A 14,284-nucleotide genomic window follows, 5' to 3' on the forward strand; every position below is an offset into this window, starting at 1 on the left:
GAGACTGGCAACTAAATTTTATTTATTTCTCTCGAACGTATTTTTCAATAATAATGTGATCTACTCCTAATTTTTCTACTTTTTCTATTCCTTTTTGAATTAAGGTATCGTTTTGAACTTTCACCACAAATTCAAATTTGTTGCCTTCCCAATCGCGGTTGTTGAAAAACTCTAAATGTTCTGTGTAAATACTGTCTTTCAAAGTATATTTTCCGCCTCCGCCAAAGAACAATGCTGCTGTTGAATCTTTTCCGTGTTTTAAATCATGATTAAAAAAAGCAAAATGTGTATCGTTAATAATTTTAATCATTTTTGTTTTTGGATTGAAAGTTGAAAAAGTGGAATCTTTCTCAGTTGTTTCGGCTGATATAAGACGCCAGGTTCCTTCAATCGGATTTTGCTTTTTTTCTGAATTGCAAGAAGTCATGGCAATGATTAAAACTAAAATTGATACTGCTTTTTTCATAGTTTTTAATTGTTTATGGTTTATTGTTTATAGTTAATTGTTAATTGTTTATAGTTTCAAGTTCTGAGACTGAAAACTGCGACTGAACACTAAATATTTTCCGCCATTTCTAGCGCCGTATTCAATGCTCTTAATTTATTGTAAACTTCCTGCATTTCGCTTTCTTCATCAGAACTAGCTACAATTCCGGCTCCTGCTTGACAGTGCAACTGATGATTTTTAGAAAGGAAAGTTCGAATCATAATCGCGTGATTAAAGTTTCCGTCAAAGTCCATAACACCGATTGCACCTCCGTAGAAGTTACGGTTTGTTTTCTCGCATTCTTCTATTAATTGCATTGCTCTGTGTTTTGGAGCACCGCTCAAAGTTCCTGCTGGAAAAGTGTCTGCAACCACTTGCATTGTTGTTGCTTTGTCGTGTAAATGTCCTGTCACTTTAGAAACTAAGTGAATTACGTGCGAGAAAAATTGCACTTCTCTGTATTTTTCAACATTTACATCATGTCCATTTCGGCTCAAATCATTTCTTGCCAAATCTACTAGCATTACATGTTCACTGTTTTCTTTTTTATCTTCAGAAAGTTCTTTTGCTAAAAGTGCATCGCGTTCGTCGTTTCCTGTTCTTTTGAAAGTTCCCGCAATTGGGTGAATTTCAGCTTTTCTGTTTTTTACAATAATTTGAGCTTCTGGCGAAGAACCGAATATTTTGAAATCGCCATAATCAAAGAAGAATAAATATGGAGAAGGGTTGATGCTTCTTAAAGCTCTATACACATTAAATTCATCTCCTTTGAAACCTTGTGTAAATCGGCGAGAAAGAACCAATTGGAAAACATCTCCACGGAAACAATGTTTTTTAGCTAAAGCTACATTTGCTTTAAATTCTTCATCGGTTAGATTAGAAAAACCTTCGCCTTCTTTTGTGAATTTATAAGAAGCAATATTTCTTGATTGCAGTAATTGCTCGATTTCTGCAATATTATTTTTATTGTCAACGCTGTGGCAGAAAATATATGCTTCATTTTTGAAATGGTTGATTGCAATAATATTTTGGTAAACTGCATAAAAAACATCTGGAATAGAAGTCGCATTGTCTTTTTTTGCAATTGAAACTTTTTCGAAGTAACGAACGGCATCATAAGAAATGTATCCGAATAAACCATTATTGATAAATTTAAAATCGTTTTTTTCTGATTTAAACTGACTTGAAAATTCTTGAATTACTTGCGGAATATTAGTTGAAGCATCAATAGCTATTTTCTCTGAAGTTCCGTCAGGAAAAGTTTTAGAGATAACTTCGTTTTCGATCTTTATAGTAGCAATAGGATTACAGCAGATGTACGAGAAACTGTTGTCATTTCCGTGGTAATCACTACTTTCCAGCAATAAGCTGTTTGGGAATTTATCTCTGATTTTGAAATAAATGCTCACTGGCGTAACCGTATCTGCCAGAATTTGTTTGTAATGTGTATTAAGAATAAAAGGTTTCAAAATATATAGTTTTTATGTGTTGTTAATTTATTTTCGGTTTTGATCAAAAAAAAGGGCTTGTCGTGATGACAAGCCCTTTATATTTTTATATTTCTTACAATACCATAGGAAGCTTCGTTCACGACGTCTGACGTAAATTGCTCCACCACCAAGTATTGTTTAAAATTGTTCTCATTTCTTTATTTTGATGTGACAAAGATATAAATGTAATTTTAATTAGAGTACATAAAATTTGAAAAAAAACTTTTCGAATTTGTAAAATTTGTTAAATTTTGATTCAGAATACTTTTATAACTCGTTAATTTCCACTTGCTATCGTGTTATTTACGTTTAATCTAAAATCTGGATTTCCTTTGATGTTTGGTATTGCAAATAACTCGTTAAGTTTCATTTTTGTGTATTCTATTCCGTAAGCTGGATTGCCATAATAGCTTTTTATACCTAGAATATTGCTTCCAGATTCACTTTCAATTTCACCTGTACAATTGTTTGCCACAACGTTTTTGAAACTAATTTTAGACAAATTAGCTTCACCGTTTCCGATATTTCCTTCCAATAAAATAAAAGGAGCAAAGCCTGAAACCACACTATTCGTTAAGTTGAAAAATGTATTTTCTTTGATGTAAGCAGATTCTCTAACCAAACCTTGGTTGTTTTCTTCTAAATTAACCAATGTAATGTTGCTTGCATTGATTTTAGTCATCTTTTTGGTCATGTCTGTAGAAGCAACTTTTTCATATGAATCTACCTCAAAACATCTTGAACCTGAAATATCTGAAGAAAACGGATGGCGAATTGCAATACTGTTTGAGATATTAATTTGGGCTCCTTGCGTAAAATCAAAATCATCATCAGTTGTTCTGTACGAAATTAAATTGCTTAGATTCAAATCGCCACCATAACATTCAAAAGAATCGTCATTTGAATAACTGATTTGAACATGGCTGATGGTTGTTTTTCTCCCAACACCAGCAAGAGAAAGACCGTTTAATTCTTTAGAAGCACTTAATTTTCTGCCGGCATATTCAATTCTCACATATTTCATAACCCCTGAATTGTCTTCTGAATCTTGTCCTCCGTAATGATTTAAAGTTGGATCTAAATCGAAAGGCAAAGTGTGAATGCCTCCTAGAGAGTTTATTGGAGCTTTTCCTAAAATGATAATTCCGCCCCAGTCACCGGGTTTTCTGTTGTTTATTTCATTTTCAGACGTAAAAACAATTGGATCAGTTTCAAGACCTTCTGCCATAATTTTTGCGCCATTAGTGATGACAAGAGTTCCGCAGGTTTTATCATCGCCACGGATAACGGTTCCAGGTTCGATCGTTAAGGTTGCATTATTTGTAACATACACAACGCCAACTAAATGGTAGATGTTACGTTTCGTTAATCTTGTGTCTTTATCGATTGTTCCTGCAATTATGTTTGTTGCTTCGCCATAGTCATTGCCAGCAGGTTTAAAGCTTGTCCAGTTGGTCATCCAGTTCGAAGTGCCGATGATTCCTTTTGGCTGTTGTTGTGCTTGTGCGAAAAAGCTGATAATGAAGGTTATGCATGCAATATGTAATTTTGTTTTCATAACTATGATTTTAATTTCTAGTTTTTGACTTTTTTAATTGTCCCAAAATTAGAAGCCGTATGTTAATCAAAGTCCTGATACTTATTACGAAAGAGTTACTATATTATTAAGAATGTTAAGTTTTTGAAACGCTTATAAAAGAATAAACCCCAACAGTTTTATACTGTTGGGGTTTATTGTATTTATGAATTAGTAAGCTTGAAATATTAGAATTTTAAAGCTACAGCCAATTCAAATTCGTCGTTGATAGTTTTATCTCCTAAACCGTCGAAGAAGCTACCTGAACCGTATTTAATGTCATATTTAGTTCTGTCAACTTTGAAAGCAGTTGTAGCAGTGTTTCCTTTTACAGTGATATCAAAAGTTACAGGTTTAGTAATTCCTTTGATAGTTAAGTCTGCAGTTACAGTATAAACGTCAGCAGATTTTGCACCGATAGTTTTGAAAACTAATTTTGAAGTTGGGAATTTGTCAGTTCCGAAAAAATCGTCAGCTTTTAAGTGACCGTTTAATTTTCCTTGATATTCTCCAGTTAAATCTGTAGCAGTTAATGAAGTCATATCAACTGTAAAGTTACCACCAGCTAATTTTTTTCCTTTGAAAACAAGAGCTCCTTCTTTGAAGTTTACAGTTCCAGAGTGCTCTCCAGTAACTTTTTTACCTACCCATTTAATTGTAGATGCTTTTACGTCGATTTTTTTAGTTTGAGCGTTTACTGAGATTCCAGCTGCTGCTACGAATAATGCTATTGCAATAGTTTTTAAATTTTTCATGTTTTTAAAATTAAATTTGAATTTGATTAATAATAATTATATAGTGATAAATAATTCCTCGTGTGATTTTCTAACTTTTTTCTGGTGCTGAGATTTGTCATCATCATGTCTGTAACCTACAGTTGCAATAACAGAAGCGTTTAAACCTAATTTATCGAACCCTAAGATTTCATTAAATTGATCCGCATTGAAACCTTCCATTGGAGTTGCATCAATTTTTAATTCAGCAGCCGCGTTTAATAAGTTTCCTAAAGCTAAATAGGTTTGTTTTGCGGTCCAGATATGTTTTGCATCTTCAGATAAATTTGCGATTACATTTTTCATCATATCGCTGAATCCGCCTAAAGCTTCTGTAGGAACGCCTCTCACTTCGCTGATATTGCTGATATATTTGTCAACAGAACCTGCATCAAGGTTTAAGTCGTTTGCAAAAATGAATAGGTGAGAAGCATCTGTAATTTGAGTTTGCCCCCAAGCAGCGCCTTTTAATTTTTCTCTTAATTCTGGATTTTCAACAATAACTACTTTGTAAGGTTGTAATCCGTATGACGATGCACTTAATCTAACGGCTTCTTTTAATGTATTTAAATCTGCATCAGATATCTTTTTTGAAGCATCAAATTGTTTAGTTGCGTATCTCCAATTTTGATTTTCTAAGAAATTGCTCATAGTTTTTATTATTTTATTTGTTGGTTCTATATTTTTCTAATAATTGATTTAGGAAAACTAATTCTTCAGGTTTTAAATTATTTGCAAACATTTGTTCGTGTTCATCAACTTTCGGATCTAACTCTTTTAAAACACCCAATCCTTTTTGTGTAATCGAAACTTCAATTTTTCTTCGATTATCCGGACAAACATTTCTCGTAACAAAATCCTTTAATAATAATTTGTCTACCAATCGTGTTGTGTTGCTTGTTTTAGCAAGCATTCGTTCTTGTATCACGCACATATTAGCAGGTTTCCCTTTTTGTCCTCTTAATATACGTAACACATTGTACTGTTCTCCAGATAAATCATACGGTTTCAGCAACTCGTTGAAATGATCCTGAACCACATTCTGCGTGTACATGATATTCAGAATAACTTTTTTCGCATTATCCATCTTAACCGTACTCTTAATAACCTCTTCAATTGTCATAGTCGTAAGTGTATAATTTGTATATACAAATGTATAACTTTTAATAGTTGTATATACAAGTGTTGTGTTAATTTTTTGTTAATATAAGAAAAGCAGGTTTTTCAAGGAACTAAAGAGAATGTTTTTTAGATGATAAAATTAAAATAATTTTTATTGTAAAGGTTTGATATTTTGTGAATTAATGGTTTTTTAATGTCGAATGAAATTTTGTGTATAAAATATTTCTCAACCTATTTTTGTAAGATGCGTTTAAGCCGAAAGATTCTCAGAATCAACGAGATTTTAGTGATTTATCGGAATTCTGACAAAAGAAAACCCTTCGCAATTTGTCTAAAATTGGAAATTTCTGAGTGTATCCACGCTTCATTGTGTCCTAATTCTTTGGCAAGTACTCTAGCGGTTTTCTCCGAAACTTCAATTGCAGCTCTAGCATCTAAAAATAATAAGCGAACTCGTCTGGCTAAAATATCGTCTACCGTTCGTGCCATTTCGTATCGAATAGCCCAAACGACTTCTGCCATTGTAAATTCATGATTAGGATGCAGCTTTTCTTTTAGCTCAGGTTCTCTTTCCTGTAATTCAATTATTTTCGGAATATCAGTACCATATATATAAAGGTGATTTTCTCTGTCTGCAGCATTCGTTGGCTGATTTCCATGAATTGAAAGATGCTCTGTACGGCATTCTTTCTTTTCTAATTTGCCAGTTTTGATGGCTTTATCAATAATATCCTCAGCAATTTTTCTGTAGGTTGTCCATTTTCCTCCAGTAATGGTAATAAGACCCGTTTCAGAAACTATAATTTTATGGCTTCTGGAAACTTCTTTGGTGCTTTTGCCTTCTTCTTTCGGTGCAGCTAACGGACGCAATCCAGCAAAAACAGATAATACATCTTTTCTTTCTGGCTTTTTTGCCAAGAATCTTTGTGCGGTTTCCAAAACAAATTGAATTTCGCTTTCTAAAGCAATAGGTTCTAAACTTTGTTTCTTTATTAAAGTATCGGTTGTTCCAACTACAATTCGGTTGTGCCACGGAACAGCGAATAAAACTCTTCCGTCTTTTGTTTTTGGAATCATTAAAGCATTTTCGCCTGGCAAAAAAGATTTATCAAGTACCAAATGAATTCCCTGACTTGGAACAATATATTTTTTATAAACCGTCTCATTTAATTTCATGATGGCGTTTGTAAAAACTCCAGTTGCATTTATTACAGCAGAACCTTTTATATCATAGTTAATTCCGCTTTCTTGATCTTGAACCTGAACGCCAATAATTTGGTTTTTGTCGTCTTTTAATAAATTGGTAACTTTTATATAATTTAAAAGACAAGCTCCATTTTCTACGGCCGTTTGAGCAAGATTTATAGCCAGACGAGAATCATCAAATTGACCATCATGATAAATAACGCCATTGACCAAACCTTTTTCCTCAACGTTTGGAAGCATTTCGATAGTTTTCTTTTTTGAAAGATATTTAGAACTTCCTAAACTTAAAAAGCCTGACAATAAATCATAAATTTTTAATCCGATTGTATAAAAATAACCGCTCAATAAATGATAATTCGGAATTACAAACGATTGGTTTTTCACTAAATGAGCTGCGTTTTGCGCTAATAAGCCTCGTTCTTTTAATGCTTCTCTAACTAAATGCACATCTCCTTGAGCTAAATAACGTACACCGCCATGAACCAATTTGGTGCTTCTGCTAGAAGTTCCTTTTGCAAAATCTACAGCTTCAAATAAAACGGTTTTATAACCACGACTTGCTGCATCAACTGCCGTCCCGAGACCGCTTGCACCTCCGCCAATTATTATTACGTCCCATTTTTCGGTATTGTCTAGTTTGGTTAATTGCTCGGAGCGGTTCATATATCTATGGGACTTTTTGTTTAAAGCAAACTTAACGAAATGAAATTAAAAATTGATGAAGAAAAAAACTATGGTTTTTATTTGTTTCAGGTTCCAAGTTTCAAGTTTGATTTGCTAGATCTAAAAAAAAATAACCCGACAGATTTTTAAAATGTCGGGTTATCAATTTTACGGATTGTATATTTATATCAATCGTTTTTCAAATGCTTTTCTTGCAGAGCCTCTAAAATAGACTTCTCCGCAGTACGTATATTTTAATCGGTCTAAAATTTTCAACATCGGGGTATTATCGAAGTTGGTGTCAACTTTTATGCTGTAAATATTATTTTCGACAGACAAACCTTCAATGCTTTGGAATAATTTTGTTGCAATGCCTTTTCCTTTTGCCAATTTTGAAACGGCTACACGATGCACAACAGTGTAATCGCCATCGGTAAGCCATTTGCCTTCGATATTTTCGTAAGCTGGCTCTTTGTCAAAAATAATAGCTGCATAAGCCAAAATCGATTCGTCTTCAGTAAAAACATAACCGTAACCATTTTCGATATCGCTTTTAATAGAAAGTTCGTTCGGATATCCATCCTGCCATTGTGTACTTCCGTCTAATCTTCTTTGTTCGATGGCATCTTGTAGGATTTCCCAGATTTGAGGTATTTCTGAAAGATTCGCTTTTCTAAGAGATAGCTTTTCTGTTGTATTCATTTTTAATGAGGCAATTTATCTTTAATCAAACCATAAACCCAAGTTCCAGCAATGGCACTAACCAAAGTAACCACAATTACAGTTGCTCCTGTGCCAATTTGCGCAAAAAGCGGACCTGGACAAGCTCCAGTAATGGCCCATCCAAAACCAAATAATAATCCGCCATAGATTTGGCCTTTATTGAAAGTTTTTGGCTGAATTTCGATTTTTTCGCCATCAAGAGTTTTAATATTGAATTTTTTAATCAATTGAACAGAAATTAATCCAACTGCGACAGCGCATCCAATTACGCCATACATGTGAAATGATTCCAAATTGAACATTTCCTGAATACGGAACCAGCTGATGATTTCAGCTTTTACGAATACAATTCCGAAAAAGATTCCGACGATTAAGTATTTAAGATTTGCTAATGCGCTTTCTTTTTTCTGGCTTGCGTTGATTCCTTCGCCGTCTATATTTTTATTTTCTAAACTCATTTTTGAAATTTTAAAGTGAAAGAATATAAGGTAAAATCAAAAGTGCCATTACAAAGCCACCAATCATAAAACAGATTGTAGCTACCAATGATGGCCATTGCAAGTTTGATAATCCCATAATTGCGTGTCCGCTTGTACACCCTCCAGCGTAACGAGTTCCAAAACCTACTAAGAATCCACCTACTACAATCATAATGAATCCGCGAAGAGTCAATAAACTTTCCCAAGAAAATAATTGTGCAGGAACCAAACCGCTATGATCTGTGATTCCGTAAGTGGCTAATTTCTCTGATAATTCAGGAGCAATTTCCACTGGATTTGGATTCGATAAAAAATGAGCAGCAATAAAACCTCCGAAAAATATTCCAAGAACAAAGAATAGATTCCAGCTTTCTTTTTTCCAGTCGTATTTAAAAAATGAAATATTTGCAGGAATACAAGCCGCACAAATATGACGAAGCGAAGAACTAATCCCGAAAGATTTATTTCCGATAATTAATAAAATTGGAACTGTTAATCCAATCAAAGGGCCTGCAACGTACCAAGGCCAAGGTTCTTTAATGATTTCAAGTATACTCATTTACTTTTAAAATTTAGTTTTTTATTTTAAACCATTAAGATATTAAGAGAATTAAGCCAATCTGACTTAATGAAACTTTTCAAAAGAAGGCTAAGAAAAATTAAGCATTCCAACTTAATTAACTTAATATCTTAATGATAAAATTATATTTATGCTTTCAAGACTTTACTCTGACAAACAAAATCTGATTTTGGGACATTAGTTTTCGAAATCGCTCCGAAACCGCCTTCAATTTCAGAAAAATTTCTGAAACCTCTTGCTTGAAGGATAGAAGCAGCAATCATACTTCTGTAACCTCCAGCGCAATGCAAATAAAAATGCTCATTCGGATTAATATCTTTTACCCAATCATTAATATAAGCCAAAGGTTTGCTGTAAGCGTCATCTATATGTTCTGCGGCGTATTCTGTTTCTTTACGGATATCAACCACTTTATCTTCTCCGAATTTAAATTCACTAGCAAATTGCTCAGCAGTGATTCTGTTAACGGTATCAATTTCAAAACCTGCATTTTGCCAAGCTTCAAAACCGCCTTCTAGATGTCCAATAATTGCATCAAAACCAACACGGCTTAAACGTGTTACAGTTTCTTCTTCCATTCCAGCTGCAGTAACCAATATAATTGGCTGTTTTACATCTGCAATTAAAGTTCCAACCCATGGAGCGAAATCACCGTTAATTCCAATATTGATAGACTGCGGAATAAATCCTTTACTAAAATCGGCAGCACTTCTTGTATCTAGAATTAAAGCACCAGTTTCTTCAGCTACAGCTTCAAAATCTTTTACATTTATAGCTCTCATTCCGTTGTGTAAAACAGTTTCAAAGCTTTCATAACCACCTTTGTTCATTGCGACGTTCATGCTAAAATAAGCAGGAGGAGGCAATAAACCATCGGTAACTTCCTTGATAAATTCTTCTTCGGTCATGTTAGCACGTAAAGCGTAATTGGTAGCTTTTTGATTTCCGATTGTCGAAACGGTTTCTTTGCTCATGTTTTTTCCGCAAGCACTTCCAGCACCATGCGCAGGATATACAATTACGTCATCAGCAAGCGTCATGATTTTATCTCTTAACGAATGAAATAAAATTCCAGCCAACTGGTCTTGTGTCATTCCAGCTGCTTTTTGAGCTAAATCTGGACGGCCAACATCTCCAATAAATAGAGTATCTCCAGAGAAAATAGCGTGATCTTTTCCGTTTTCGTCAATTAATAAAAAAGTAGAGCTTTCCATAGTATGACCAGGAGTGTGCAACACTTTAATAGTTACTTTTCCGATTTTAAATTCTTGTCCGTCTTTTGCAGAAATGCAGTCAAATTCGCAGGCAGCATTTGGTCCGTAAACGATTGGCGCCCCTGTTTCTTTGCTTAAATCTACGTGTCCAGAAACGAAATCGGCGTGAAAATGCGTTTCAAAAATATATTTCAGTTTCACTCCATCGCGCTCTAAACGATCCAGATAAGGCTGAATTTCTCTAAGCGGATCAATAATGGCCGCTTCGCCATTTGAAGTAATATAATATGCACCTTGAGCAAGGCATCCGGTGTAAATTTGTTCTATTTTCATGATTCAGTAATAAAAATAATGGAAGACAAAGGTAGTCTTGTTTTTTAAAAAAATAGGTGACTAATGTTACAGAAATTAGGTTTTTGTGTAAAAAAATGTGGTGTTTGACATATTCAGTTGAGATAAATTAAATTTAAAGTGGAGCAATTACGCTTTAAGCTTTAATTTTGCATATGACGAATGTCATTTCAAAACAAAAAAGAAAATGAAGACACAAGACTTATTGGATCAGATTGCTTTTATAAAAGAAATTGATAAAGTAAAATACATTCAGCGCAAGACCAAATTATTCAACAGCGACAGATGCGAGAATGATGCAGAACATAGCTGGCATTTGGCTTTAATGGCAATTGTTTTAGCAGAACATTCAAATGAACCGATTGATGTTTTGAAAGTCGTAAAAATGGTTTTGATTCATGATATTGTAGAAATAGATGCTGGCGATGTTTTTATTTACGATACCGTAAAAAATCATTCGAACACAGATGAAGAACGTCTAGCGGCAAACAGAATCTTTGGTTTACTTCCTGAAAAACAAAAAGAAGAATTTATTTCCATTTGGGAAGAATTTGAAGCTGGCGAAACCAACGAAGCCAAATTTGCAAAATCTATGGACAGACTTGAACCATTATTGCAGAACACATCTAACAACGGCGGAACTTGGAAAGAGTTTGGAGTGAAATACGATAAAGTTTACGAGAAGAAAAGCGTTATTAAAGAAGGTTCTAAATCGATATGGAATTACGCTGAAGGCTTGATTAATGAAAGTGTTGAAAAGGGAATTTTGGAAAAATAATCAATAATAACCGCGTAATCAAAATCAAACATAGCCTGCGGTTTCAACCGCAGGGACACAATGCAAACCACGGGCTATGTTTTTGATCATGTAAATCTATACGCAATCTTGTCATTTCGAGCGAAGGGAGAAATCTTCGTAAGAAGCTCGACAAAGAATGGCTTCTCGTTGCGGAGTTACTTGCGGAGATTTGCTTCGCCTATTCGCTATCGCTCGAGTCTCCTTCGTCGAAATGACAAACTTTGTGAAAATTGTAAGTGTAATTAATACTTTTAAATTGTTGAAAAGTTTAACAAATATCAAGCGATAAACTTTTTTTAAAGGGCGTTAATTCGGGTTCTAATGGTTAAATTTGTGGAACTTCATAAACAAATTACCATTATGGAAGAAATGCTCTTTTATGATCGAATGCAATTTGCCTTCACCATTACTTTTCATTATCTCTTTCCACAACTTACAATGGGCCTTTCGCTCATCATTGTTTACTTCAAGTGGAAATATCTCAAAACTCAAGACGAACAATACAATCACGCCACCCATTTCTGGATGAAAATCTTCGCCCTCAATTTTGCAATGGGCGTTGTAACAGGAATCCCGATGGAATTTCAGTTTGGAACCAATTGGGCGAAATTCTCTGAATTGACAGGAGGAATCATCGGTCAGACCTTGGCAATGGAAGGAATGTTTTCATTTTTTCTAGAATCTTCTTTCCTCGGATTATTTTTATTCGGAGAAAAGCTTCTTGGACATAAATGGCATTTTGTAACCGGATTATTAATTATGATTGGTTCATGGGCCAGCGGATTTTTAATTATTGCCACACATTCGTGGATGCAGAATCCTGTTGGTTATGAAATTCTTGAAAACGGAAAATTTGTACTGAATAACTTCCAAGCATTATTTTTAAATCCTTGGCTTTGGCCTTCTTTTCTGCACAACCAAGCGGCTTCTTTAGTGACAAGTTCTTTTGTCGTGGCTGGAATTGGAGCTTTCTATATTTTAAGTAATAAAAATGTTTCTTTCGGAAAACTATTTTTAAAAACAGGGGTAATCTTCGGATTGATTTCAAGTATTATCGTAGCTGTTCCCACAGGAGATTTATTGGCTAAAAATGTTGTGAAATATCAGCCCGTAACTTTTGCTGCGATGGAAGGGATTTTTCATACCGAGAAAAAAGGTTCTGAAATTGTTTTAATCGGTCAGCCAGACGTAAAAGATAAAAAACTGGACAATAAAATTGCCGTTCCAAATATTCTAAGTTTCCTTACGTACGGAAATTGGAATCAGGAAATTCAAGGCTTAGATCAATTTGAAGAAGATCTTCATCCAACTAATATTTCGGGATTGTATTATGCCTATCATATTATGGTTGGTCTTGGAACTGTGTTTATTGGATTAATGGTGCTTTCACTTTTTCAATTAATAAGAGGAAAATTATTTCAGACCAAATGGCTTTTATGGTCTTTAATGTTTATGATGCCATTTCCATATATTGCCAATACCACAGGCTGGTATACGGCCGAATTAGGAAGGCAGCCTTGGCTGGTTTATAATTTAATGCGAACAGCATCTGGAGCTTCACCAACAGTTTCGTCAGGAAATACCTTGTTTACATTGCTTGGGTTTATCGGTTTATACCTTTTACTGGGAATGCTGTTTTTGCTTTTGATTGGAAAAATTATCAATAAAGGACCGCGTCATGTGGAACTTTCAACAGAAAAAATATAAGTATGGAATTTTTTTGGTACGTAGTTTTAATGGGAATTTTGGCTGTTTATCTCGTTTTAGACGGCTATGATTTTGGTGCAGGAATTATTCATTTATTTTTTGCCGAAACAGAAAGAGATAAAAAAGTAATTGTCAATTCGATTGGTCCATTTTGGGATGCCAATGAAGTTTGGCTGATTGCAGCTGGAGGCGTTTTGTTTTTTGCTTTTCCAACTTTATACGCTTCATCTTTTAGCGGATTTTATTTGCCTTTAATTATGATTTTATGGCTCTTGATTTTTCGCGCCATCGGATTGGAAATGCGTGGACAGATTCATAATCATATGTGGGAAGCAATTTGGGATAAAGCTTTCGGAATTGCAAGTTTGCTTTTGGCTCTTTTCTTCGGGATTGCCCTTGGAAATATCGTTCGCGGTGTTAATTTGGGAATGGTTCAAAATGGCGTTTCAACGCAAGAAGCGCATTATTTCTTTCTGCCTTTATGGAATCCGACTTTTAGTCCGCAAGCAAATGAATTGGGAATTATCGATTGGTTTACGCTTTTCTTAGGAATTGTGAGTGTTGTCGCATTGACGATTCATGGCGCAAACTGGATTATTTATAAAACAAATTCGGCGCTAAATCCGAAATTGAAAAAAGTGGTTTTTGCCTTGAATATTGTGCTATTGGTTTTAGTTTGTATTTCGCTTCAAATTTGGCACTTTATTGAGCCGAAACCATTTCATAATTTTGTTGAAAACCCGATTCTTTGGTTTTTTCCTTTAATGACTTTTGTTGGAATTGCGGGATTATTCAAAGTTCGTTCTTTCAAAAAAGATGGTCACGGATTTCTGTTTTCAACTTTGTTTTTATTGGGAGGATTTGCTTCTACAGCGGTTTCGATTTTTCCGAATGTTTTGCCTTCAACCAATAAAGTAAATCCGTCATTAACGATTTATAATACTGCTGGTCACGAATACGGATTAAACGCTGGTTTAAGTTGGTTTTTTATCGCTTTGTTTCTGGTGATTGTTTATTTTATAATTCAATATCGAGTTTTTAGCGGTAAAATGGATGACGTTGGGTATGGGGAGCATTGATGGTTTAAGCCACTCCCAATAACTATCGGGATCAC

The 14,284-nt window shown here is 34.4% G+C and carries 14 protein-coding genes; 3 read left to right on the forward strand and 11 right to left on the reverse strand.

Annotated elements, in window-relative coordinates; genetic code table 11:
• Positions 1-22 precede the first annotated feature (22 nt).
• From BB050_RS13205 to BB050_RS13255, 11 genes are all read right to left on the reverse strand, one after another.
• Entirely contained in the window at positions 23-466 is a 444-nt protein-coding gene (locus BB050_RS13205; RefSeq protein WP_066033850.1) for a hypothetical protein, read from the reverse strand.
• Positions 467-555: 89 nt separating this feature from the next.
• On the reverse strand, positions 556-1,956 hold the full coding sequence (locus tag BB050_RS13210; protein WP_066033851.1) for an anthranilate synthase component I family protein: 1,401 nt from the start codon (positions 1,954-1,956) through the stop codon (positions 556-558).
• 298 nt (positions 1,957-2,254) lie between these two features.
• Positions 2,255-3,535, reverse strand: coding sequence for a hypothetical protein (locus BB050_RS13215; protein ID WP_066033852.1), 1,281 nt, complete (start codon positions 3,533-3,535; stop codon positions 2,255-2,257).
• A gap of 206 nt (positions 3,536-3,741) precedes the next feature.
• Positions 3,742-4,308, reverse strand: a complete 567-nt coding sequence (locus tag BB050_RS13220) for a YceI family protein (protein ID WP_066033853.1) — start codon at positions 4,306-4,308, stop codon at positions 3,742-3,744.
• A 36-nt stretch (positions 4,309-4,344) separates the two neighbouring features.
• Entirely contained in the window at positions 4,345-4,977 is a 633-nt protein-coding gene (locus BB050_RS13225; RefSeq protein WP_066033854.1) for an NAD(P)H-dependent oxidoreductase, read from the reverse strand.
• Positions 4,978-4,990: 13 nt separating this feature from the next.
• Positions 4,991-5,449: a MarR family winged helix-turn-helix transcriptional regulator gene (locus BB050_RS13230; RefSeq protein ID WP_008468256.1), complete on the reverse strand. Its 459-nt coding sequence runs from the start codon at positions 5,447-5,449 to the stop codon at positions 4,991-4,993.
• Between the two features lie 290 nt (positions 5,450-5,739).
• Positions 5,740-7,317, reverse strand: a complete 1,578-nt coding sequence (locus BB050_RS13235) for a glycerol-3-phosphate dehydrogenase/oxidase (protein ID WP_066033855.1) — start codon at positions 7,315-7,317, stop codon at positions 5,740-5,742.
• 183 nt (positions 7,318-7,500) lie between these two features.
• Complete coding sequence (locus BB050_RS13240) at positions 7,501-8,019, reverse strand: GNAT family N-acetyltransferase (protein WP_008468258.1); 519 nt, start codon at positions 8,017-8,019, stop codon at positions 7,501-7,503.
• A 2-nt stretch (positions 8,020-8,021) separates the two neighbouring features.
• Positions 8,022-8,498: a DUF6691 family protein gene (locus BB050_RS13245; protein WP_066033856.1), complete on the reverse strand. Its 477-nt coding sequence runs from the start codon at positions 8,496-8,498 to the stop codon at positions 8,022-8,024.
• Positions 8,499-8,508: 10 nt separating this feature from the next.
• Positions 8,509-9,072 (reverse strand): YeeE/YedE family protein, encoded by a 564-nt coding sequence (locus BB050_RS13250; protein ID WP_066035164.1) that lies wholly within the window; start codon positions 9,070-9,072, stop codon positions 8,509-8,511.
• A gap of 155 nt (positions 9,073-9,227) precedes the next feature.
• Positions 9,228-10,646 carry an MBL fold metallo-hydrolase gene (locus tag BB050_RS13255; protein WP_066033857.1) on the reverse strand — a complete coding sequence of 473 codons (1,419 nt, stop codon included), beginning with the start codon at positions 10,644-10,646 and terminating at the stop codon, positions 9,228-9,230.
• Between the two features lie 205 nt (positions 10,647-10,851).
• On the opposite strand from BB050_RS13255, the gene BB050_RS13260 reads away from it, so the two are divergent.
• The 3 genes from BB050_RS13260 (at position 10,852) to cydB (ending at position 14,249) form a co-directional block, all read left to right on the forward strand.
• Positions 10,852-11,442 (forward strand): HD domain-containing protein, encoded by a 591-nt coding sequence (locus BB050_RS13260; RefSeq protein ID WP_066033858.1) that lies wholly within the window; start codon positions 10,852-10,854, stop codon positions 11,440-11,442.
• Positions 11,443-11,823: 381 nt separating this feature from the next.
• On the forward strand, positions 11,824-13,170 hold the full coding sequence (locus BB050_RS13265; RefSeq protein WP_066035165.1) for a cytochrome ubiquinol oxidase subunit I: 1,347 nt from the start codon (positions 11,824-11,826) through the stop codon (positions 13,168-13,170).
• Between the two features lie 2 nt (positions 13,171-13,172).
• Entirely contained in the window at positions 13,173-14,249 is a 1,077-nt protein-coding gene (cydB, locus tag BB050_RS13270; protein ID WP_066033859.1) for a cytochrome d ubiquinol oxidase subunit II, read from the forward strand.
• Positions 14,250-14,284 lie beyond the last annotated feature (35 nt).

It is taken from the genome of Flavobacterium anhuiense, assembly GCF_001705175.1.
GTDB lineage: Bacteria > Bacteroidota > Bacteroidia > Flavobacteriales > Flavobacteriaceae > Flavobacterium > Flavobacterium anhuiense.